Here is a 20,532-nt window from a genome sequence, read left to right on the forward strand (position 1 = left end):
ACTATGACTGTCGATTTAGACACACTTCAGCCTGTACTTGATGCGCTTCAGGATGGGGTATTTATTACTAACGGTGAAGGTATGGCTATCACCATAAATCATGCCTATGAACGTATTACTGGGTTGCAACGACATAAAATAGTGGGGCGCCATGTAAGCGAACTGGTAAAGCACAATGTGATTTCAAAATCAGTGAGCTTAGAAGTGATAAGAGAGCGCCAGCCAGTGACGTTGGTTCAAACCATTATGGGAGATCGCAAAATACTGGTTAGTGGGAATCCTATGTTCGATTCGCATGGTCACATTAAACAAGTTGTGCTGAACGTACGAGACGTAACTGAACTGCTTAAAGCTAAACATGCTGAAGAACAGCTAGAACAAATCTTGAGTAAGTTTGAAGAATATAACAATGCACTGCCTAACAAAAGCACGCATCCGGGTTTGTTAGTGGGTGAAAAGACCAAGGATTGTTATGCATTGGCGCGCAGAGTAGCGCCTACAAAAGTAAAAATACTAATACAGGGTGAAACCGGTACCGGAAAAACCCAATTGGCGCAGTATATTCACCAGGAAAGCGACAGGTCTGCTAACCCCTTTATGGCACTAAATTGCGCAGCAATGCCTGAGGGCCTAATAGAGGCCGAGCTTTTTGGCTATGTGCCTGGGGCCTTCACCGGCGCATCAAACAAAGGTAAAGCTGGCCTATTAGAAGTAGCAAATGGTGGAACACTGTTTCTCGACGAGATTGGCGATCTTCCCCTATCGCTACAAGCAAAATTGTTGAAAGTAATTGAAGACAATAAATACTTACCTATAGGCGGGACCAAACTGAAGTCGACCAATGTACGCATTATCACTGCTACTCATCACGACCTTACCTCGGCCATTGCACAAGGAAAGTTTAGAGAAGATCTTTATTATAGAATCAGTGTTTTGCCGCTTAAGTTACTTCCTCTTCGACAGCGACAAGAAGAAATACTTCCCTTATTCGAACATTTCCTCACGCAATTTTGCGAGCAATATCATTGCGTTAGAACCCTTTCCAGTGAAGCCAGAGAACTCATTATGCAGCATTCCTGGCCTGGCAATATTCGTGAACTGAAAAACACAGCAGAACGGTTGGTCGTTTCCACTACCGAAAACGAAATTGAAGTAAAAGATTTGCCGGAAAACCTTCGTTATATCAATACACCTACTTCGGAGGTATTTGGAGGGTCGTTGAAAGACCAAGTTAAAGCGTTGGAGTCCAGACTTATCGAAAGCGCACTACACCAGTACGGCACTACCCGTGCAGCAGCGCAAGCACTAGGAATTAATCAGTCGACGCTTGTGAAAAAACGTCAAACATTACGCAACGAAAATAAGGTGTATTCGTGACTTTAAAATCTATTTCAATATTTAGGGACAAGTGCCTTCTCAATGGAAAGTGGCAAGCGGGCGAAATCACTATGGCGGTAGACAACCCGTCCACCGGCGAAATTATTGCACGGGTTCCCTCTATGGGAGCAGAAGAGACAAATAAGGCTATTGAGCATGCTGCCCAAGCTTTTACCTCTTGGCGTAAAACGTCACCAAGCGAAAGAGCATACATACTGCGTCAATGGTATCAGCTGATTCTAAATGCTAAGGCGTCGTTGGCACACATTATGTCATGCGAGCAAGGCAAGCCCCTAACAGAAGCGAGTGCTGAAATTGAATATGCGGCAAGCTATGTACTGTGGTTTGCAGAAGAAGCCATGCGTGTTCAAGGTGAAGTATTAAGTAGCGCCAATAATCAACAGCGCCTCATAGTGACTCGCGCACCGGTAGGTGTATGTGCCGCCATTACTCCGTGGAACTTTCCCGCCGCCATGATTACCCGCAAAGTGGCGCCAGCTTTAGCTAGTGGTTGCACAATGGTTGTAAAACCGGCCCAGCAAACACCGCTTACCGCACTGGCGCTAGGAGAGCTCGCAAATCAGGCTGGAATACCGCCGGGTGTCTTGCAAATAATTACCGGCGAGGCTACAGCAATTGGCGGTGCAATGACCGCTAATTCAATAGTTAAAAAACTCAGCTTTACCGGCTCAACAAAGATTGGCTCGTTACTTATGCGCCAATGCGCTAACGATGTAAAAAAACTTTCACTAGAGCTTGGTGGCAATGCGCCCTTTATTGTTTTTGATAAAGGCGATGTAGCACATGCGGTAGCAGAGTTAATGAAAGCAAAGTTTCGAAATGCAGGCCAAACTTGTATTTCGCCAAACCGAGTATATGTGCAAAAAACGGTAAAAGAACCCTTTACCCGAGCGCTCGTTGACGCCGTTTCAAAATTAAAACTGGGCGATGGACTAGACCCCAAAACCACTATTGGCCCTTTGATTGACGAGGCTGCGGTGCAAAAAGTAGAGGCGCATATTGCCAACGCTCAAACGTTAGGTGCTCGGGTGCTGTGCGGCGGAAAACGCCTGGAAAGCCAGCGCAATTGGTTTGAGCCTACTATTTTAGATGGCGTTGCTACCAATGCCCAGTGCATCGAAGAAGAAACGTTTGGCCCCCTCGTTCCGCTAGTGATATTCGATACCGAAGAAGAGGTAATTGCTCTGGCAAACAACACGCCCTTCGGCCTAGCCGCTTATCTATTTTCTGATGATATCCATCAAGTAGAGCGTGTAGTGAATGAAATAGAAAGCGGCATGATTGGTATTAACACCGGTGTAATCTCAGCCGCTAATGCGCCCTTTGGCGGTGTAAAGGCCAGTGGCCTTGGTCGCGAAGGGGCACACATTGGCATAGAAGAATACCTAGAAATGAAATATCAGTGTTATGGGCATAAAGCCTAAACACGGGTGTGAAGGACGTGCCTGTAAGGGTCGCCACTTTGGCCTTAACAGGAAATAAATAATAATAGGAGAACGTTATGTTAAACATGAAGAAAACCTGCCTAACTCTAGGCAGTATTGCGACAATTATGGGGTTAGCTTTGGCAGGAACCGCAACTGCCTATGCGGCAACTCAACAAAGTCCCATACAAACGCTGCAACAAGATATGCCTAAAAACTGGGGAAAGTGGGGACAGGACGATGAAATTGGCGCCCTGAATTACCTTGATAGCAAGCAGGTTATGCGCGGGTTAGCTGCGGTGCAAAAAGGTGAAAAATTCATGCTACAACTTCCCATGGTTCATGGTGTTGGCCCAGTATTCCCAGGTCGAGTGCCGGTAATGCATTTTATGTCACAAGATGAAGGACTTTATTCCTCCAACAAATCAGCGCCCTTAGACGGTGGTATGAAATACTCTGATGATGCGGTTTTCATGTACTTACAAGGCACAACCCACGTAGATGCGCTTGGCCATGCCTGGTATGGCAACGAGGTTTACAATGGTAAATCGTCAGATACTACGGTACATGGCCATAGCTATGTAAGTATCGACAAGTTAGGTGAACAGGGCATAGTAGGCCGCGGTATTCTATTAGATATTGGCCGTTTAAAAGGCGACACTAATCACCGCTTAGCGCCTAATGCATGTGTAACTCTTGATGATATTAAGTCTGCACAGAAAGCCCAAAACGTGAATGTCGAGAAACGAGATATATTGGTTATTCGCACGGGGTCGATGGGCCGCTTCTACGACGAAAAAGATGCCAAGAACTGGTCGGCACTTACCGAACCTGGCCTGTGTTATAGCAAAGAGCTTGTAAGATGGATTGCCGATATGGAAATTCCTGTGATTGCCGCAGATAACCTCGCAATAGAAAAGTCCTTTCAAACCATCAACGGTCAAGACTATGTAATTCCCCTACACGGCGCGTTAATCCGTGATCTTGGCGTGGTACTAACCGAACTTTATTGGCTGGATGATCTTGCCAAAGCTAGCGCGGATGATGGCCAATATACCTTTTTCTTTTCGGCAACCCCGATGAAAATGGAAGGTGGCACTGGCTCCCCCGTTAACCCTCTGGTAATCCGCTAACTCCTTTACCTCCACAGCTTTCCTTGTTCGTTATAGAGCCATCGTAAGATGGCTTGACGGGAAAGCTGCGCCCGAAATATGAATAATTCTAATAATTAGGACACCACATGAATACCCATATACATTATTTGAAAGCTATATCAATGGCCGCAGCTACATTGACATGCCTTAGCGCTCACAGTGCAGAAATAAGCCACGAAGGTTGGCAATATACATTCAATGGATTTGTGAATACCCACGTGGTTTATGCCCAGTGTGATGATAGTACTTCAGAGGTAGCCGGCAACGCATTACTGTGTCGAGGCGAAAATGCTTCATCGGTTTCTAACGGCTATAGCCCCGCCAGCTTTAGTTTTGGTGCCAAAACTGAAAAACAAGGGTGGCTATATTCAGCCGTACTCGCCATCGAACCAGGCAATACGGACAATACCGCATTTAACGGCAGCGGCGATAATAAAGCCTATCGGGCATTCTTCACCGTAGGCCACGAAAAGTACGGTACCTTAAAAGCAGGTCGAGACTATGGTGTTTACGGTATAGATATTGTGCTTGAAGATATGTCGCTTGCTGGTACTGGCGCACCTGCCAGTATTACATCGCCTTTGAATACCAGCTTGGGCGGAGCAGGATATGGTTATATCTTTACCGACAGGTTATCTCAAATCACCTACTCTGGTAAATTCTCCTCGGGTTTGAGCGGCGCCTTGGGTATTTACCAACCCCTTGACTTAATTTCTTTTGGGGGTAACGGCTACACGGGTGATACGGGTTCCACCCGCCCAGGTATTCATGGCAAATTACGTTTCGACCATACAAGGGGGTATATCTCGACCACCTTTATTAGCCAAGATGTAGACACTGCCGCAAACGATTATACTGCCAGCGCAATAGATATAACCGGCGCATTGGATATTGGTAAAACCCATCTCGTTGCCTCTGGGTTTAGCGCTAAAGGCATGGGGTACTATGGGCTACTTATTGATGCGGCTGATGAACAAGGCTTACCCCGTGATAGCAATGGATGGTTTCTCCAAGCTACACACCTATTTGGCGACACCAAGGTAGGCGTTAACTACGGCCAATCCAAGGTAGATTTAACCGCTACCGACAGTGGTATCCAATTGAAGTCTCAGTCTAAGGTAACCTTAGGCGTTTACCACCCTGTGTTAGCGCTATTTACCGTTGCACTTGAGGTATCTGATATTGATGCCGAAAATCATCAAGGTGACGACATTGGTAATCAAGCTATCAGTTTGGGGGTTATGACCAGTTTTTAAGCGCTAAAAGTAATCTTTTTTCTATCGACAGCGAAGGAAAAAGAATGGGTTTACAGGTTACCACTTACAAAAAATACAACGGCCTATGCTAGCAATACAGCAGGCCGTTTCTCCTGCTAACCCGGTTAGCAATATTTTCTGGGTCACACAAATAGCTTATAGGTAAGTTTATTTTTTTAACGTAAGGGCATGTTCAATAGCGTGGGCATATTGGGCCTTTTCAAAAACGATAGAGGGAAAGTCGTTATATTTCCAAGCTTCTCGGTATGGGTTTTCCCAATTCATCCAGCATATATAATTATCAACTTCTACAATTTCGCCGGTAACAAACCAACATTCTGGCTCGCCGCAGTCACACCCTAATGGAACAAAACCCCCCTTTTGTTTAGCTATCTTATTTCGCAAATTATTAAAGGTGAGCAACGAAGTGTACGCCCCGTTTATCTTAACCGTATAGCGCGATTCGAATTCAGCGAATATATCTTCTAATGGCACCTCATCGATAAGTATAGCGAGTGAACCTGGGTAGGGTGAGCGCAACTCAGGTACCAAACGTAGTGTGTTAACCACAATGTATTCCTTTTCATCATTGTCTATGTCGAGCACGAATGTGTGCGAAACATCTGACAACACACAAAAAATAGGCTAAAACTTAAACAACTAAAATAAAAACTTATCGCGTCAGCGAACGGACTCGTAATGTCTTCTCAACATACAGAAACCCCTACTTACGATACTTTTATTAGCCACGCATCGCAAGATAACGGTGAAGCGCTAAAAATATGTGCATTCTTAGAGCAGCAAGGCCTGCGATGCTGGGTTGCCCCACGGGACGTAGATTTCAGTAATCATTATCCTGATGAAATTGTTAAAGGGGTAAGAAATTCAAAGAGTCTCATCTTACTTCTTTCTGAACATACAGAAGATGCCCAGTTCGTGGCGATGGAAGTAGAGCGGGCGATTCATTACCGGCGCCGAATTTTTACTATTCGACTAGAAGAAGTGGGTGTTCCCCCAAGCTTAGAACTATTTTTAGGCTTGCCCCATTGGATAGACCAGTGGGCACCGGATTACCAACATCGCCTTGAATCTATCCCTGCCATACTCGCCGGTATTTCTTCTGAGTCATTTAAAATAAAGCCCCCTAGCTTTCAACAAAAAGCGGTTCACTTTGCGAAGAAGAACAGTGTGGGGTTAATTTCCGTTGCCATTCTTTTATTTTTCGCCGTATTGCTCGTTACCCCCTGGGTTGGGTCTAACCCCGATACGCCTGATATCGTTGAGTCTATAGATGAGTTCAGTGATGAAGTATTTTCCGCAACTGCGTCTCAATCTTCGGTAAGTAGGCCTATTAAAGTTACTCTTGATGGGTATTCAAGGGCGCTTTCAGGCGGCAGTATATTGAGCCCATCGCTAATAAATAAGCAGTATGAAATTACCTTTGATTTTGACAACGGTCAAAAAGAAACCATTATAGCGGGGCTTACAAATGCCTCGGTTAACGTAGATGAAACCCTGCCCATAGCAACCCGCGTTGCCATAACGATGCGAGATTTACACGAAGATAGTACCAGCGAGGAAATGACCTTTCCTTTGCCCGAGCTCGCCTTGCTGGTAAAAAAGAAAAAGAGCGAAACCGTGGCAACATTAAAAGGCTCGCTTAATAACCCTGGAAGTTTACGGTGCGAGCTTACGCTAGAACAAATGTACGCATTTCCAATATGCAGAATAGGCAATGCGATTAAAAGCGTGCCGTTTGCACAACTACAAACCGTTATAGATAAAGTGGTTTTTAGCGATAGTAGCGGGCAAATGACAAATATTGTTTCTTTAAATCCGCTGAAAACCCAAGGTGATATCGTGGCTAAGGTGCACGATCAAACCCTTTATATGTTTGTTCCTAAAACCGCTGAGCGTCTCGCCTTTCAATACTACTTTACTGATAAAACGGAAAGTCAGGTTATGGAACAAAGCAATAATGCCGATTCGAAAGCACGCAAACTAGCCAGCTCTTCTGCCGATGCACCCGCCCTTTATATAACCTCAATGCTCAACACTATGTACATGGGGTTAGCGCCTATTATAAATGGCGACATTGCTACGGTGCATTGGCGTATTTTCAATGGCATTGAAAACGCCATGACATCAAACAAGCAGTTTCTCTACGCAAAAGGTATTCCTGTAAATGAACTTAATAAAACCGAAGAAATAAGCGTAACCTATCGTAATAAAAGCGGTGAAGAGCAGACATACACTTATACGCTGGACCTTGCCAATGCCGCCCAACAACAAAACTTGGCGCAGCAAAAAAAGCAGCCAAAACGCCTTATTGAATGTAGTACCCACGGGTGTAGCTTTAGTTGGCTGTCTGCTTCACAGCAAGAGATTGATCTTATCGACGATATCTTTGTTGGCCTTGATGCCTCCGCAATGGTTTCAATTAGCCAAGACGATACGTCTGTACTTATTAGTGAGATGGAAAAGCGCAGACCCCCCTTGCTAAATGAAGAACGCGAAAAGAACGGCAACAAACCTCATAGTAACTTATCGTTCGGAACGCCGGTAAATGTAGGCGGGCCTACGTTACTGGAGCGTTTAGAGCGCCAATCCAGTATTAGTGTTAATAAACAATGGAAGGTGCGAGCCAATACCCGCACTTCCCCTATTTTGGGCTACTCGTGGCCTGTTAGCCCTTTATTCATTCAGCTTGCATGGATAGACGGCACCAAAACCAAACCCATGATGTATGAGGTATCACAAGCACAATGACGAACAAAGTAGCATTGCTTATTGGTGTTACCGGACACCGTGATGCGGTTTTACCTTGCGCTAATGCTAAAAAGGATACTGCAGAAAAAGCGCCCACCGAAGGCAAAGAGAGCACCCGTTTGCTGCTCGATGCATTAAAAGGCGCCTTACAAGGTTGGCGAAAGCTAGTAGGCAAGGAAACCCCGATATGGCTGCTTACGGGTATGGCAGCAGGCCCCGACTTGCTTGCGATACAAGCTGTCGAATCGCTAATGGAGAGCGAAGATGATTGGAACACCGACAATACTGACGTAATTCCAGTCATGCCTATGCCGCGTACCCACTTCATTAAAGATTTTGCCGACGGCGACGAGCACAGTAGGGTGAGCTTTGAATATTACTACAATAAGTACCAAGAGAATGTTATCGACGTAATACCGGCCATGTCGAAAGAAGACCTAGCCTTTGCTTATCAAGACACCCAATACGGAAGGCTTCGTAACCAACTTTACCTTAATCAAGGGGCATTTCTCAGCCGCTACTCTAATGTTTTAATTGCGCTTTGGGACGGCAAAGACAGTAATAGCGTGGGAGGAACAGCAGATGTAGTAAAGATGAAACTTGGCCTGTCTCGTCCTGACTATAACGCGGTACATCCTAGCCTACAAATGGTCAGTCGGTTTGATGGCCAAAACGGTGGCTTGGTGCAGCAAATACCGGTTAAGCGCAAAAGCTCGGGAAAAGGAGAAGATATTACCCGTACATTGCGGACGATTGATCAGGCGCCCTTTTCAAACATGGCTTCGCTTTATGTATGTCGTGATTGCGAGCAATCTCAGCATTCAGTGCTAACACATTCTCTAACCAAGGAAATGACAACCTTAATAGAGCAATTAAACGCCTTTAACTTAGCTACGCCGCCTGCGTCCACCGATCATTCGGAAGACCACAGCTTTGCCAGTGGCTTAGGTAAAATAAGCGGCGTATTCTTGCAAGCAGATAACGAAGCGCTACGTATTCAAAAAACCTACCGCCGCTTACTTATTCTATTTATGCTATTTGCCATTGTGGCTTTTACTGCTTACGAGTTAGTCGCCACCGTGCTAAACACCCTTACCGGCGTGGGCGTGCTCACGCTCTTACTGTCTTCAGTTGCAGCAACCTTTATGTTAATTAAATGGTCGCGCAAAGCGCAACACAAGCGGCTTTATCAATTAAATAGAATGGTGGCCGAGTCGTTACGGCTGCGTTGTTACCTTAACCTTGCTGGCGTCCCACCCTCTGTAAAGCCCATGATGCCGCGCCGCTATAGACCGCTATTTCCTATTGTCTCTCAAGCGGTAAAATTAGGCGAGTTGGTGCTATGGCAAAACAAAGTAACGCTGAATATAGCGCGGGCGAAGGACGAATGGATATCGGAGCAAATTAAATACCTAAACAATAAACTAGGTACCGACGCCGGCAATATACAAAAGGGCTTAGCCTGGTTACACGCCCACCCTAAGCTTGCACTAGCAACTTTTAATAAATGGTCGCTAGCCTTCTTTGTTGTGGCCTTTGCTATCGGTTTAGCTACCTTAGCGACACAAACATGGCTTTTGTGGCCGCATATTAGCGATATTAACGGGGGGCTGATTAACCCCGAGATGGCTAAGCATTGGTTATTAAACGGCTGCGAAGCCACCAATAACGCCTCTGCCACCCCTTCTAATTTTGCGTTAGTGTGGTGGTGCAATACAGATATGTACGTGATGTTTATTATTCAGTTGTTAGTTATGTTCGGCGGCGTAATTGCGCTGTGGGTAGAGCTGGCAAATTATCGCGCTTCAACCGCCGGGTTTGAAGGCATGAAATTTTTGTATGAAAAAGCGCAAGCACTATTAAATGAGCCAATATCAAAAGAAGAGCTTCAGTCATTACTTAACGAGCTAGCAAGAGAAGCCATGCAAGAGCATGTAGAGTGGAATTTATCAGAAGAAGAAAGCGATATTGCGAGGCGTTAAACCACCTGCCCCGCTGCCCAGCCACTGCTCCACGCCCACTGGAAATTAAAGCCGCCTAGCCATCCGGTAACGTCTACTACTTCGCCAATAAAATATAAGCCTTCCACATTTTTGGCCATCATGGTTTTTGACGACAATGCGTTGGTATCTACGCCGCCTAGGGTAACTTCTGCGGTTCTATACCCTTCGGTACCGTTAGGTTTTACCTGCCAACATTCCAGTGTATTCGCTATGCTGTCGCACTCACTATGAGACAGCTGCTTCACTGGCACATTGCGCCATTGGTTAAGTTCGATAAAGGTTTGAACCATACGCTTGGGAAACACTTTTGTTAAGCAGGTGGCAAGCAACGCATCTGGCGTTTCTTTTCGTGCCTGTGCCAGTAATTCCCTAGCATCCTGATTGGGCATAGTATTAATACTTAGCGTATCACCCGCTTCCCAATAACTGGAAATCTGCAACATAGCAGGGCCACTTAAGCCGCGGTGGGTAAACAACATCGCTTCTTTAAACGTAGTGTGGTTACATTCTGCATATACATCTACAGCTATGCCGCTTAATTCTGCTAACGATTGCTTTTCTTTTTCATGCAAAGTGAATGGCACCAATGCGGCCCGAGTAGGTAATACCTTTAAACCAAACTGCTCTGCCACTTTATAACCAAACGGTGAAGCGCCGAGCTTTGGCATACTTAATCCGCCCGTGGCGATAACTAACGACTCACATTCGTACTCGCCCATAGACGTCGATAATACGTAGCCTTCAGATCCCTTTTCGATATGAATGATTTCACAGCGTGTGGTAAGCGTTACGCCTGCTTTATCACATTCTTTTAAAAGCAAATTGACAATGTCCTTAGCGCTATCATCACAAAACAGTTGGCCAAGGGTTTTCTCGTGATAGGCAATGCCATGCTCGGCTACTAAGCCAATAAAGTCCCATTGGGTATAACGACTTAATGCCGATTTACAAAAATGCGGGTTTTCCGATAAGAAGTTTTCCGGCCCAGCATACATATTGGTGAAGTTACAGCGCCCGCCACCGGACATTAAAATTTTGCGGCCAACTTTTTTAGCATGATCGAGAACCTCTACGCTTCGGCCTCTCGCGCCCGCTTGGGCGGCGCAAAAAAGACCTGCTGCGCCGGCACCAATAACAATTACATCACGCTTTTTCACTAACCTTTCACCTTTGTTTGCCACCCGTATTTAAACCCTTAAACACTGGCGCATTGTATGTGCCGTTTATGGGGCGGAATTATACGTTAATAGCGCCGGTGCTCAACGCCGCCTTTGCTATTCGCGCAAATTTAACCTGGTATTGGCCGAAATTAGCTACTTTTTACTACTTTTTGCTAGTACTTATTTTACCAATATTGGCCTATAACTGTTGCTAGTAATAAATCGCGGCGTTTTGTAAGCAGTAATACACTAGCCAATAATAGTAATAATGTACGAGGACCTTACCCCATGGAAGACTTTTTAGCGTCGCTAGATATCGACCAATACTTGCCTGCTGCTTTAGCGTGGGCCACTAATATATTGCTAGCTCTAGGCATTCTTATAGTAGGCCTTTGGGTGGCCGGTAAGGTATATAAAGGCGTTGTGGCTATAGCGAGTCGTCATCCACAACTAGACGACACCCTGTTTAAATTTTTTGGCAGTGTAGCGCGCTATACCATATTGGCGTTTGTTGCTATCGCCATACTTAATCGCTTTGGTATTCAAACCGCGTCTATTATTGCGCTTTTAGGTGCGGCTGGGTTAGCGGTAGGTTTAGCCTTACAAGGGACGCTTTCAAATCTGGCCGCAGGCGTAATGCTGCTGATATTTCGCCCCTATAAGGTAAACGACTTTGTGGATGCTGCGGGCAAGTTTGGCCAAGTTACCGAAGTTGACCTTTTTACCACTATTCTAAAAACCTTTGATAACCAGCAAATCATTATTCCTAATAGCCAGATTTGGGGCGAACAAATTGTGAATCATTCACACTATGAAATTCGTGGTGTCGACATGACATTTGGTATTGCTTACAACGAAAATATTGATGCTGCCCGCGGGGTTATTGATAAAGTACTAGCCGAGCACCCGCACATTCTCAACGATCCGGCCCCTTTCGTTGAAGTATCTACCCTTAACGATAGCTCGGTGGATTTTATTGTCCGTCCTTTTTGCCATGGTGAGCACTACTTCGATATTTTATATTCGGTGCCCGAACAGATTAAAAAGGCGTTAGATGACGCGAATATTGAGATCCCGTTCCCGCATCGCAAGGTTATCGTTGTAAACGAAAGCGCCTAGTTTTCGCGGTACAGGCAAATAAAAACAGGCGGCCCTATGGCCGCCTGTTCTTGTTTGTACTTTCTACACTGTCATTTACCGTGTAACGCCTATCACAAGGCTAATCTTCCCGGGGGTACACCGCTAATGGATGTGTGGTAATAAGTTGCATATGCGCTCGCGCGCCTGGCTTCATCGCGTTTTCATGGCTTACCCGCACTTTAAGCTGGCTACCATTATCCAACGTTACCGCATACAGGCGGCTTTCGCCTTCATATCGAACCCAGTCTACGGTGCAATTAGGCTCAGGGTGCTTTGCATTCAAACTAAGATCATCCGGGCGAACCAATAAATCAACATCGCCGCAGGCATTGTTTAATGGGGTGCCTGGAACATTACCAATATCGGTCACCACGGTATGCTGAGGGTTTGCCGCGCTGCTATCGAAGGTTGCTCTAAGAAAGCTGGCTTCCCCCATAAAACGCGCTACAAAGCGGCTTGCTGGCGTTGAATAACAGGCTTCTGGGGTATCAAGCTGCTCAAGCTTACCTTTATTTAAAATACCCACACGATCGCCCACACTCAGGGCTTCTTCTTGGTCGTGGGTTACCCAAATAGCGGGTACACCGGCTTTTTTAAGCGCGTCGCGAATTTCCCATCTAAGGCTATCTTTTAACGCCGCATCTAAGTTTGAAAGAGGCTCATCTAGTAACACAAATGCAGGCTCATGAGCCAAGGTTCTAGCCAACGCAACACGTTGCTTTTGGCCTCCTGATAACCGTGCTGGCTTGGCATCACGAAAATTACCTAACCCTAATAATTCTAACCAGTGGTCAGCCAACGAGGTGTCTTTTAATCGAAAGCTCACATTTTGCTGTACGGTGAGATGAGGAAATAACGCAAAATCTTGGAATACCATACCCACGTTGCGCTTTTCAGGAGGAACATGCTTATTTGCCGTTGCGTACCAATTTCCTAAGGTGATCTTCCCTTCTGACAAAGGAATTAGCCCAGCTAAGGCTTGTAAAATTGTGGTTTTACCACAGCCTGTTGGCCCTACTAGCATAAGGATTTCATCGTGCCCTAGTTCAAGGTTTAACTTGTCGACAACGCGGGTAGCCCCATAATTCACTGACAAATTACTTACACTTAGCATTATGAACGATCATCCTCGGTAACGGTAAATTGGGCTTTGCGTTCACCCGATAGCATTAGAATTAAGCCAACACCCGATAGTAAAACTAAAAGCAAACCTGGCACAGCGGCACGGCCAAAGTAACCGGCTTCATACACTCGCCACATGTACGTGGCTAAGGTTTCAAACCCGGTAGGCCCTAGCATTAATGTGGCTGGCAGTTCACGCATAGCCTCAAGAAATACCAGCGCAGCACCTGCAATCATACCACGAAGTGTTAGCGGCAATGTAATTCGAATGAAGGCTTCCTGCGGGCTGGCACCAAGAACCCGAGCGGCTTTAACTAAGCCTGAATCAATGTTTTCAGCGGTACTGCGCACACTGCCTACGGCTAAGGGAATAAAACGAAGTACGTAGGCCATCACCAGTAAGCTTAAGGTTTGGTATAACACGGGAAGCTGTAACCCTACATACACCAAAGCGGTCCCCATCACTATGCCGGGCACGCCAAACCCAAAATAGGTTATACGTTCCATCAATCGCCCAGCTTTACCGGCAATAGCGGCATGGGCAACCGGAATGGCTAATAACACCGCCACAATGGCGGCCAAAAATGAGGCATGGGCCGAATTCCACGCATAGCTGAATTCAAAGCCCCCAGTGCCTTCGCGTATCAGCCATAAGGTAAAAACAGCAAGGGGTAATACAATCGCCATAAGTACCACAGGAAGTGTGGCCAATAACATAAGGTTCGACTGCCAGCGTGCTGGAAACAGGGTTAAATGGCGCCCTGGGCGCTCTGTGGCACCGCTAATACGGCTTTCAATAAATAGAATGAGCCCAACAATTACCATTAGTTGTAGGCTCAACATGGCTGCCTGACTTAACCCGAAGGCGTTATATTCAACAAAAATAACCCGGGTAAAGGTATCAAACCCCATAATGGCAGGTGTGCCAAAATCAGACAACGCATACAAAGCGGCCAATAACGCGCCCGCTGCAATACTGTTTACTACCCGCGGCAACACCACGCGCCAAAGGCTGGCAGCAAGAGAAACGCCTAGGGTACGCGCCGCGTTCACTAAGCTAGCATCAAGGCTTAGTAAGCTTGAACGTGTTGTCATCATAACAAAAGGGTAAGTGTATAAGCTCATTACCAATGCCGAGCCCCACAGGCCGCTGATAGGCGGCGTGGTTATACCAAGTACATTTTCAATTTCGCCACCCCGACCAAACGAGAAGTACATGGCAAATGCTCCAATATAACTCGGTAATGCCAGTGGAGCTGCTAATACAATTAGCCAGAAACGTTTAAAGGGAATATGTACATAGGCAGTAAATAGCGCCATAGGCACGCCAATAAGTACCGAACCTATAATGGTAAGCACCATTAACGCAACGGTATTACCTAATACACGCAGGTTATGGGTATCAAAGAGCTGTGCACTATCTTGCGCTAAAGAAAACAAAACGCCGACGGGCAGTAAAGCCATCAGCGCAATAAGAAGTGCCAGTGGATACGACTTTGGCCAATTTGTCACAGTACGCCAACATCCCTCATTAAATTAAGAGTCGGACGTAAGTCGGCCAATTTACGTAAGTCTAGCTTAGGCGGCGACAAGGTAGATAAGTCTGCAAGGCCTTGCGGCTGCGCTACATCGTTTACCAGGGGAATTTCATAGGCTTCGCGGGCTAAATAACTTTGCACTTCGTGGGTAAGCAAGTAACGAATAAAGTTAACCGGCAAATCGCCTTCGCTAAGCGCTACAATACCAGACGCATTTACTAAACATCCTGCATCGTTATTGGTGTAAGCGAGTGCGACATTTGCATCTGGCTTGCCAGATTTTAATCGCAGGGTGTAATAGTGATTAGCAAAACCAATATCCACTTCACCGCGCTCTACTCCCATAACCACACCCAGCTCTCCGGCATATTTTTTGGCATTTCGATTAATACCTTTTAACCAGCTTCGGGTAGCTTTTTCGCCTTCCAATATACGCATGGCGGTAACAAATGACTGAAATGAGGAATAGGCTGGTGCCCACCCTATTTTTAGGTCGCTGTCAGCCAAGGCCATCACGTTATCAGGGATTTGCGCTGGATTAACGCGCTCGGTATTGTACGGTAACGTACGTACCCGCCCAGTAACCGGTGACCAACGTTCATACTGAAAACCCGGCTTCAATTGAGCGGTTAGCTCTACAGGCAGCGGTTTAGCTGCCCCCGAATCTGTCACCATACCAATAGAGCCAGTATCAACAGCCCAAAATAGATCGGCCCGTTTCACTCCGGCTTTGGTTTCAGCCACAATGGTGTTTGCCAGCGCGGCAGAGCCACCACGCCTAATTTGTAGGTTTAACTTTGGGTTACGCTTTTTAATTGCATCGAGAACATTTTCATACAGACCGCCTTCACCGCGCCCCAGATAAAGGGTGAGATCGCCTTCTAATTTAGGCAACGATTCCACCGAAACACTGGCGGCTTGGGTAAGCGCATGAGCAAACCCAAACGGTAAACTACCTAGCGCGCCTGCGGCCGCTAAGCCCTGTAAAAATAATCTTCGTTGCATAAAGGTTCCTTAAAATACGTCTTTACGACCTTTTTCTGCTTCAACGAGCAGCGTACGCGCCTTATCAAGCTTTGCCTGCATGGCTTCTACTACGTTACGCACACTGTCTACTCCCGCATCTTTTTCGATGGCTTGAGGTAGGGTTACGTTAAAGTCTTTTTCAAGATCTTCAACCAACTGCGCGTCTTTGGCGATTAAATCACCCTCTACACCTTCAAAACGCTGTAGGTAAGTGTCATGAACAAGTGTGGTAGCCACTTCATGAAGCTGCTCTGCATATTTTGCGACAACCCGATCTAAACGGGTTTTAATATCGTCGATAACAGCAGGGCCTGTGGTGGGTTCAACTTCGGTAGTCTGTACCTTCGCCAGCATGCCTTTCTTTTGATACTGGGACGCAAGTTTAACTGCGCCAAGTGCTTGCCACAAGGCATGATTTAGTTTGCGTTGCTCATCACGCACATCACTTACTGGCTTGCCATTGTCTATAGCGGTTTTTACGCCATAAATGCCCTGCCAAATAGACGCATAAATAGGCACATACTGAGTTTCAATGGCCGAGTGGAAGTCTACTTCTTCCCAGTACTCAATCATTACATCGGTACTTAGGCTCTTATCTTTTGCTTCATAGGCGTTAACCACCGAACCGAACTTTTCTTCCAACCAATGCACTTCTTCTGTGTACTCGCTAATATGTGCCTGCAAATTATTTACATGGTCGCCAATAGCCCCATTTGCTAATGCATTGCCCGAGGCTAGTGCAAGGGTCATGGTTGAAGCTAGTACTAAAGCACTCATTCGTTTAAGCGTTGTGGTCATAAGACTTCCTAATGCGTTATTTGTTACGCAAATGATACTTATTATCATTAATCAAGTAAAGGCAACTCGGCGTAAGATTACGTGTATTTAAAGTACGCTGTACGTGACATTTTGTTCAGTTGAGCCCCCAAGCGGCGGTATGAATGTGCATAAAAAAAGGCCTAGTGCTATACACAAGGCCCTTCTATTAATCCCATTGCTATTCACGTTATTCGGTCAATTTACGCGCTAGAGGTAGTACAACGTTTGGTAGTTGTACATATTGCTTCTCGTAATTATTGACTGTTGTAAATATCGGGCAAGAGGCTTTAAAGACTGTCTAACATGCTTTGCGCATCGCTCACTTCAAACCTGCCTGGGTCTTCCACGTTCAGTTTTTCAACGTTGCCGTCGTCTACCAACATAGAGTAGCGTAACGAGCGAAGGCCACCGAAGTTGCTGGTGTTCATATCAAGGCCAATTTGCTTGGTAAAGTGTCCATTTCCATCAGCTAACATAATTATTTCGTCAGCGTTATTTACCTTACCCCAGGCGTCCATAACGAAAGCGTCATTTACCGAAAGGCAAATAATGCTGTCGATGCCTTTTGCTTTTATTTTATCTGCCAGCGCCACATAGCCTGGCAAATGGGCTTGTGAGCAGGTGGGCGTAAACGCTCCAGGGACTGCAAACAGGACCACACGCTTATCCGCAAATAGTTCATTCGTACCTGGGTTGGTCATTTCGCCGTTTACTAATAGGCCGAAGTCTACCTCGGGCAAGGTGCTACCAACTTGTATCATGCTGTTCTCCTAGCGTTTTTGACTTAAATACACATCAAATCTATGTTTTTTACTTTCTATTGCCATCGATGGTGCTTGGTCTGCTAACACAGGGGCGCTATTAGGTCGCTTTACCACTACTCTATGTGTGGCCAGTGCTAGTGCAGGTGCTAACAATGCATCTGCATCGGGGTCGTGCCCCAACAGTTGCTGAAATAGTCGCATTTCTTTTTTCACCAAGGCTGACTTTTTCTTATGCGGGAACATAGGATCTAAGTAAATAGCGTTCACATCCCCGTGCTTCCAGTATTGCATCACCTCAGCACTATTTCCATGTTGCAATGACATTCGTTGTGCAAGCGCTTCAAAGCGTAGGGCTAAACGGCGAATACCGTCTTCTAGCAATGCCGCCACCACTGGCGAACGCTCAACCATAGTTACGTGACAGCCTTGACTCACTAACACGAAGGCATCACGGCCTAGCCCCGGCGTTGCGTCAAGTACATGCCAATGCTCATGGCCTTTAAGCCCGATGGCTTTAACTATCGGTTCTTTTCTGCCGCCACCATGTTGCTTGCGATACAAACTGGCCGGTGAAGCAAAGTCTACCTCCACTGGCCGCGTTTTAGGCTCGCTGGCATCAGCTAACGCCAATACTTGCGCGTTTACACTAAGATAAAACCCCTCGCTTGGAACCTCGTGTAACGCTTTTAATACAAAACCCCATTTCTCGCATATTGTTTGCGCAAGTTGCATATCTTGCGCATAAGAAGGGTGCTCTGGTGAGCTCGTTACTAATAAAGGTGTTGAACTATGCATGCCCATATTGCTCCTTATGCCCAATCCAACGATTAATAATTGCTTGTGCGTGGGAGGGGTATTTTTCCCATAAGGTATAGGCAATTTCCTGTACTTGAGGTATTAGCGCCGCGTCTCGTACTAAATCGGCAATTTTTAGCTCTGCCATGCCGGTTTGGCGGGTACCCATAAACTCGCCCGGTCCGCGAATTTCTAAATCCCGCTGGGCAATATAAAATCCATCGTTGGACTCTCTTAAAACGCTTAAACGCTGGGTTGCGGTTTTAGATAAAGGGCTTTGATACATAAGTACACACTGGCTTTCCACCGCTCCCCGGCCCACACGGCCTCGCAGTTGATGAAGTTGCGCAAGCCCCAAACGCTCTGGGTTTTCTATAATCATAATACTGGCGTTTGGCACGTCTACCCCTACTTCAATTACCGTGGTAGCAACCAGTAAATCTAACTTACCCTCTTTAAAATCGGCCATCACTTGTGCTTTTTCTACCGGTTTTAATCGCCCATGCACTAAACCAACGTGTAAATCGGGCAGCGCGGTACGTAAGGTTACAGCGGCATCTTCCGCGGCCTGACACTCCAATACTTCAGATTCATCAATAAGGGTGCAAACCCAATAGGCTTGCCGGCCATTGTCTTTACACGCTTGACGTACACGCTCAATTACATCGGCGCGGCGGGTGTCTGGTAGCACCACGGTTTGTACTGGTGTTCTCCCAGGCGGTAACTCATCAATTACCGAGGTATCTAAATCGGCGTAGGCAGTCATCGCTAAGGTTCTGGGAATAGGAGTAGCGGTCATAATCAATTGATGGGGATAGCGGCCTTGTTGCTCGCCCTTATCACGCAGGGCTAAGCGCTGGTGTACACCAAACCTATGCTGCTCATCCACTATGACAAGCGCGAGCTGTTGATAATTAACACTTTCCTGAAAAATAGCATGGGTGCCCACGAGCATTTGAATATCGCCAGCTTCTAACCGCGCCATTACTTCGTTGCGCGCTTTTCCTTTTAGCTTGCCAGCCAACCAGCCTACTTCTATGCCAAGCGGCTCTAACCAGCCCCTAAAGTTGTTGGCATGTTGCTCTGCCAGTAATTCAGTGGGTGCCATTAGCGCTACCTGATAGCCTTCACCTATTGCCGATAACGCCGCTAGAGCAGCAACTAAGGTTTTTCCCGACCCTACATCACCTTGTACTAGGCGCATCATTGGCCGTGGGCGCTGCATATCTTGTTGAATATCGGCCACTACCCGCTGCTGCGCACCCGTTGGCGAAAACGGCAACTGCGCGAGCATCTTATCTATTAGCCCTTGATTAACCTTAATGGCGATGCCGGGTTGTGCATCGGAGAGTTTGCGTACTTTAAGTACGCTTAAATGGTGAGCCAACAACTCTTCTAAAATAAGACGATACTGCGCTGGGTGCAGCCCTTCTTCCATCTCGTGTACATCAACATCAGGCGGTGGACGATGCACTAAATGAAGTGCTTGGTTTAAGCTTATTTGCTCATCGTACATATGTTCGGGTAGCAAGTCGGCAAGCGCACCTTTATCTAAAAGAGCAAGAGCTTGGTCGGTAAGGTTACGTAACGTAAGCTGTTTTACCCCTTCGGTAGTAGGATACACTGGGGTGAGCGACTCTTCAGCAGGGGGAGCGTCTTCATCTACCAATTTGAACTCAGGATGCATCATTTCAATGCCCCACTTACCGCTGCGTACTTCGCCAAAACACCGTACGGTATTACCCGGCGACATCATGGTGCGCTGCACGGCGCCAAAGTGAAAAAAGCGTAAGGTAATTGTGCCTGTGCCATCGCTTAATTTTACCACCAGCATACGTTTTTTTCCGTATTGTATGTCGGCGCTTTTTACTTCGCCCTGCACACTAACATGGGTAAAAGGGCGACACTCAGCCACCGCATAAACACGGGTTCTGTCTTCATAGCGTAAAGGCAGATGAAACAGAATATCCTGCAGGGTAAACAAGCCAATTTTATTTAGCTTTTCTGCCACTTTTGCGCCCACTCCCTTAAGAGCGGTAATTGGCGTGGTAGCCAGTGTTTGCATTTGGCCCGGCATCCTTAAATCAAAGGTCTGATTTTGTTGAAGTAGTTGTTATTAACCATGGCAGTGTAATGGATTGTGGCAGGCTTGGCGAGTACGGTT

Annotated in this window: 16 protein-coding genes; 7 read left to right on the forward strand and 9 right to left on the reverse strand. The window is 46.4% G+C overall.

Translation table 11 applies throughout. The features are described 5' to 3' along the window. The first annotated feature begins 3 nt into the window (after positions 1–3). The 4 genes from GTH32_RS04340 (at position 4) to GTH32_RS04355 (ending at position 5,232) form a co-directional block, all read left to right on the forward strand. Complete coding sequence (locus GTH32_RS04340) at positions 4–1,377, forward strand: sigma-54 interaction domain-containing protein (protein ID WP_163084018.1); 1,374 nt, start codon at positions 4–6, stop codon at positions 1,375–1,377. Continuing rightward, on the forward strand, positions 1,374–2,822 hold the full coding sequence (locus tag GTH32_RS04345; protein WP_343033386.1) for an NAD-dependent succinate-semialdehyde dehydrogenase: 1,449 nt from the start codon (positions 1,374–1,376) through the stop codon (positions 2,820–2,822). The genes GTH32_RS04340 and GTH32_RS04345 overlap by 4 nt, the downstream gene beginning before the upstream one ends. Positions 2,823–2,899: 77 nt before the next feature. After that, positions 2,900–3,955 (forward strand): cyclase family protein, encoded by a 1,056-nt coding sequence (locus GTH32_RS04350; protein WP_246223135.1) that lies wholly within the window; start codon positions 2,900–2,902, stop codon positions 3,953–3,955. A gap of 107 nt (positions 3,956–4,062) precedes the next feature. After that, on the forward strand, positions 4,063–5,232 hold the full coding sequence (locus GTH32_RS04355) for a porin family protein (protein WP_163084019.1): 1,170 nt from the start codon (positions 4,063–4,065) through the stop codon (positions 5,230–5,232). A gap of 168 nt (positions 5,233–5,400) precedes the next feature. On the opposite strand, the gene GTH32_RS04360 is transcribed toward GTH32_RS04355, so the two are convergent. Next, positions 5,401–5,802 carry a hypothetical protein gene (locus tag GTH32_RS04360; protein WP_163084020.1) on the reverse strand — a complete coding sequence of 134 codons (402 nt, stop codon included), beginning with the start codon at positions 5,800–5,802 and terminating at the stop codon, positions 5,401–5,403. 129 nt (positions 5,803–5,931) lie between these two features. On the opposite strand from GTH32_RS04360, the gene GTH32_RS04365 reads away from it, so the two are divergent. Then, on the forward strand, positions 5,932–8,001 hold the full coding sequence (locus tag GTH32_RS04365; protein WP_163084021.1) for a toll/interleukin-1 receptor domain-containing protein: 2,070 nt from the start codon (positions 5,932–5,934) through the stop codon (positions 7,999–8,001). Continuing rightward, positions 7,998–9,983, forward strand: a complete 1,986-nt coding sequence (locus tag GTH32_RS04370; protein WP_163084022.1) for a DUF4231 domain-containing protein — start codon at positions 7,998–8,000, stop codon at positions 9,981–9,983. The genes GTH32_RS04365 and GTH32_RS04370 overlap by 4 nt, the downstream gene beginning before the upstream one ends. Here the strand turns inward: GTH32_RS04370 and GTH32_RS04375 are convergent. Beyond that, positions 9,980–11,161 carry an aminoacetone oxidase family FAD-binding enzyme gene (locus GTH32_RS04375; RefSeq protein ID WP_163084023.1) on the reverse strand — a complete coding sequence of 394 codons (1,182 nt, stop codon included), beginning with the start codon at positions 11,159–11,161 and terminating at the stop codon, positions 9,980–9,982. The genes GTH32_RS04370 and GTH32_RS04375 overlap by 4 nt on opposite strands. 291 nt (positions 11,162–11,452) lie before the next feature. On the opposite strand from GTH32_RS04375, the gene GTH32_RS04380 reads away from it, so the two are divergent. Then, positions 11,453–12,283, forward strand: coding sequence for a mechanosensitive ion channel family protein (locus GTH32_RS04380; RefSeq protein WP_163084024.1), 831 nt, complete (start codon positions 11,453–11,455; stop codon positions 12,281–12,283). A gap of 100 nt (positions 12,284–12,383) precedes the next feature. On the opposite strand, the gene GTH32_RS04385 is transcribed toward GTH32_RS04380, so the two are convergent. The 7 genes from GTH32_RS04385 to recG form a co-directional block, all read right to left on the reverse strand. Then, positions 12,384–13,418: an ABC transporter ATP-binding protein gene (locus GTH32_RS04385; RefSeq protein ID WP_163084025.1), complete on the reverse strand. Its 1,035-nt coding sequence runs from the start codon at positions 13,416–13,418 to the stop codon at positions 12,384–12,386. After that, on the reverse strand, positions 13,418–14,938 hold the full coding sequence (locus GTH32_RS04390) for an ABC transporter permease subunit (protein ID WP_163084026.1): 1,521 nt from the start codon (positions 14,936–14,938) through the stop codon (positions 13,418–13,420). The genes GTH32_RS04385 and GTH32_RS04390 overlap by 1 nt, the downstream gene beginning before the upstream one ends. Beyond that, complete coding sequence (locus GTH32_RS04395) at positions 14,935–15,969, reverse strand: substrate-binding domain-containing protein (protein ID WP_163084027.1); 1,035 nt, start codon at positions 15,967–15,969, stop codon at positions 14,935–14,937. The genes GTH32_RS04390 and GTH32_RS04395 overlap by 4 nt, the downstream gene beginning before the upstream one ends. 9 nt (positions 15,970–15,978) lie before the next feature. After that, positions 15,979–16,788: a hypothetical protein gene (locus GTH32_RS04400; protein ID WP_163084028.1), complete on the reverse strand. Its 810-nt coding sequence runs from the start codon at positions 16,786–16,788 to the stop codon at positions 15,979–15,981. Between the two features lie 308 nt (positions 16,789–17,096). Continuing rightward, positions 17,097–17,570, reverse strand: a complete 474-nt coding sequence (locus GTH32_RS04405; RefSeq protein WP_163084029.1) for a peroxiredoxin — start codon at positions 17,568–17,570, stop codon at positions 17,097–17,099. A gap of 9 nt (positions 17,571–17,579) precedes the next feature. Continuing rightward, on the reverse strand, positions 17,580–18,305 hold the full coding sequence (locus GTH32_RS04410) for a class I SAM-dependent methyltransferase (protein ID WP_246223143.1): 726 nt from the start codon (positions 18,303–18,305) through the stop codon (positions 17,580–17,582). Between the two features lie 55 nt (positions 18,306–18,360). After that, the gene (gene recG, locus GTH32_RS04415; RefSeq protein ID WP_163084031.1) at positions 18,361–20,433 is read right to left on the reverse strand and encodes an ATP-dependent DNA helicase RecG; all 2,073 of its coding nucleotides are present in this window, start codon (positions 20,431–20,433) and stop codon (positions 18,361–18,363) included. Positions 20,434–20,532: the final 99 nt, after the last annotated feature.

The organism is Alteromonas profundi, from assembly GCF_010500865.1.
GTDB lineage: Bacteria > Pseudomonadota > Gammaproteobacteria > Enterobacterales > Alteromonadaceae > Alteromonas > Alteromonas profundi.

Excerpts from the sequence above, each read along its gene's own strand:
- GTH32_RS04340 (WP_163084018.1), top strand. The coding sequence starts at position 4 with ATGACTGTCGATTTAGACACACTTCAGCCTGTACTTGATGCGCTTCAG.
- GTH32_RS04350 (WP_246223135.1), top strand. The coding sequence starts at position 2,900 with ATGTTAAACATGAAGAAAACCTGCCTAACTCTAGGCAGTATTGCGACA.
- GTH32_RS04355 (WP_163084019.1), top strand. The coding sequence starts at position 4,063 with ATGAATACCCATATACATTATTTGAAAGCTATATCAATGGCCGCAGCT.
- GTH32_RS04365 (WP_163084021.1), top strand. The coding sequence starts at position 5,932 with ATGTCTTCTCAACATACAGAAACCCCTACTTACGATACTTTTATTAGC.
- GTH32_RS04370 (WP_163084022.1), top strand. The coding sequence starts at position 7,998 with ATGACGAACAAAGTAGCATTGCTTATTGGTGTTACCGGACACCGTGAT.
- GTH32_RS04380 (WP_163084024.1), top strand. The coding sequence starts at position 11,453 with ATGGAAGACTTTTTAGCGTCGCTAGATATCGACCAATACTTGCCTGCT.
- GTH32_RS04385 (WP_163084025.1), bottom strand. The coding sequence starts at position 13,418 with ATGCTAAGTGTAAGTAATTTGTCAGTGAATTATGGGGCTACCCGCGTT.
- GTH32_RS04395 (WP_163084027.1), bottom strand. The coding sequence starts at position 15,969 with ATGCAACGAAGATTATTTTTACAGGGCTTAGCGGCCGCAGGCGCGCTA.
- GTH32_RS04400 (WP_163084028.1), bottom strand. The coding sequence starts at position 16,788 with ATGACCACAACGCTTAAACGAATGAGTGCTTTAGTACTAGCTTCAACC.
- GTH32_RS04405 (WP_163084029.1), bottom strand. The coding sequence starts at position 17,570 with ATGATACAAGTTGGTAGCACCTTGCCCGAGGTAGACTTCGGCCTATTA.
- GTH32_RS04410 (WP_246223143.1), bottom strand. The coding sequence starts at position 18,305 with ATGCAACTTGCGCAAACAATATGCGAGAAATGGGGTTTTGTATTAAAA.
- recG (WP_163084031.1), bottom strand. The coding sequence starts at position 20,433 with ATGCAAACACTGGCTACCACGCCAATTACCGCTCTTAAGGGAGTGGGC.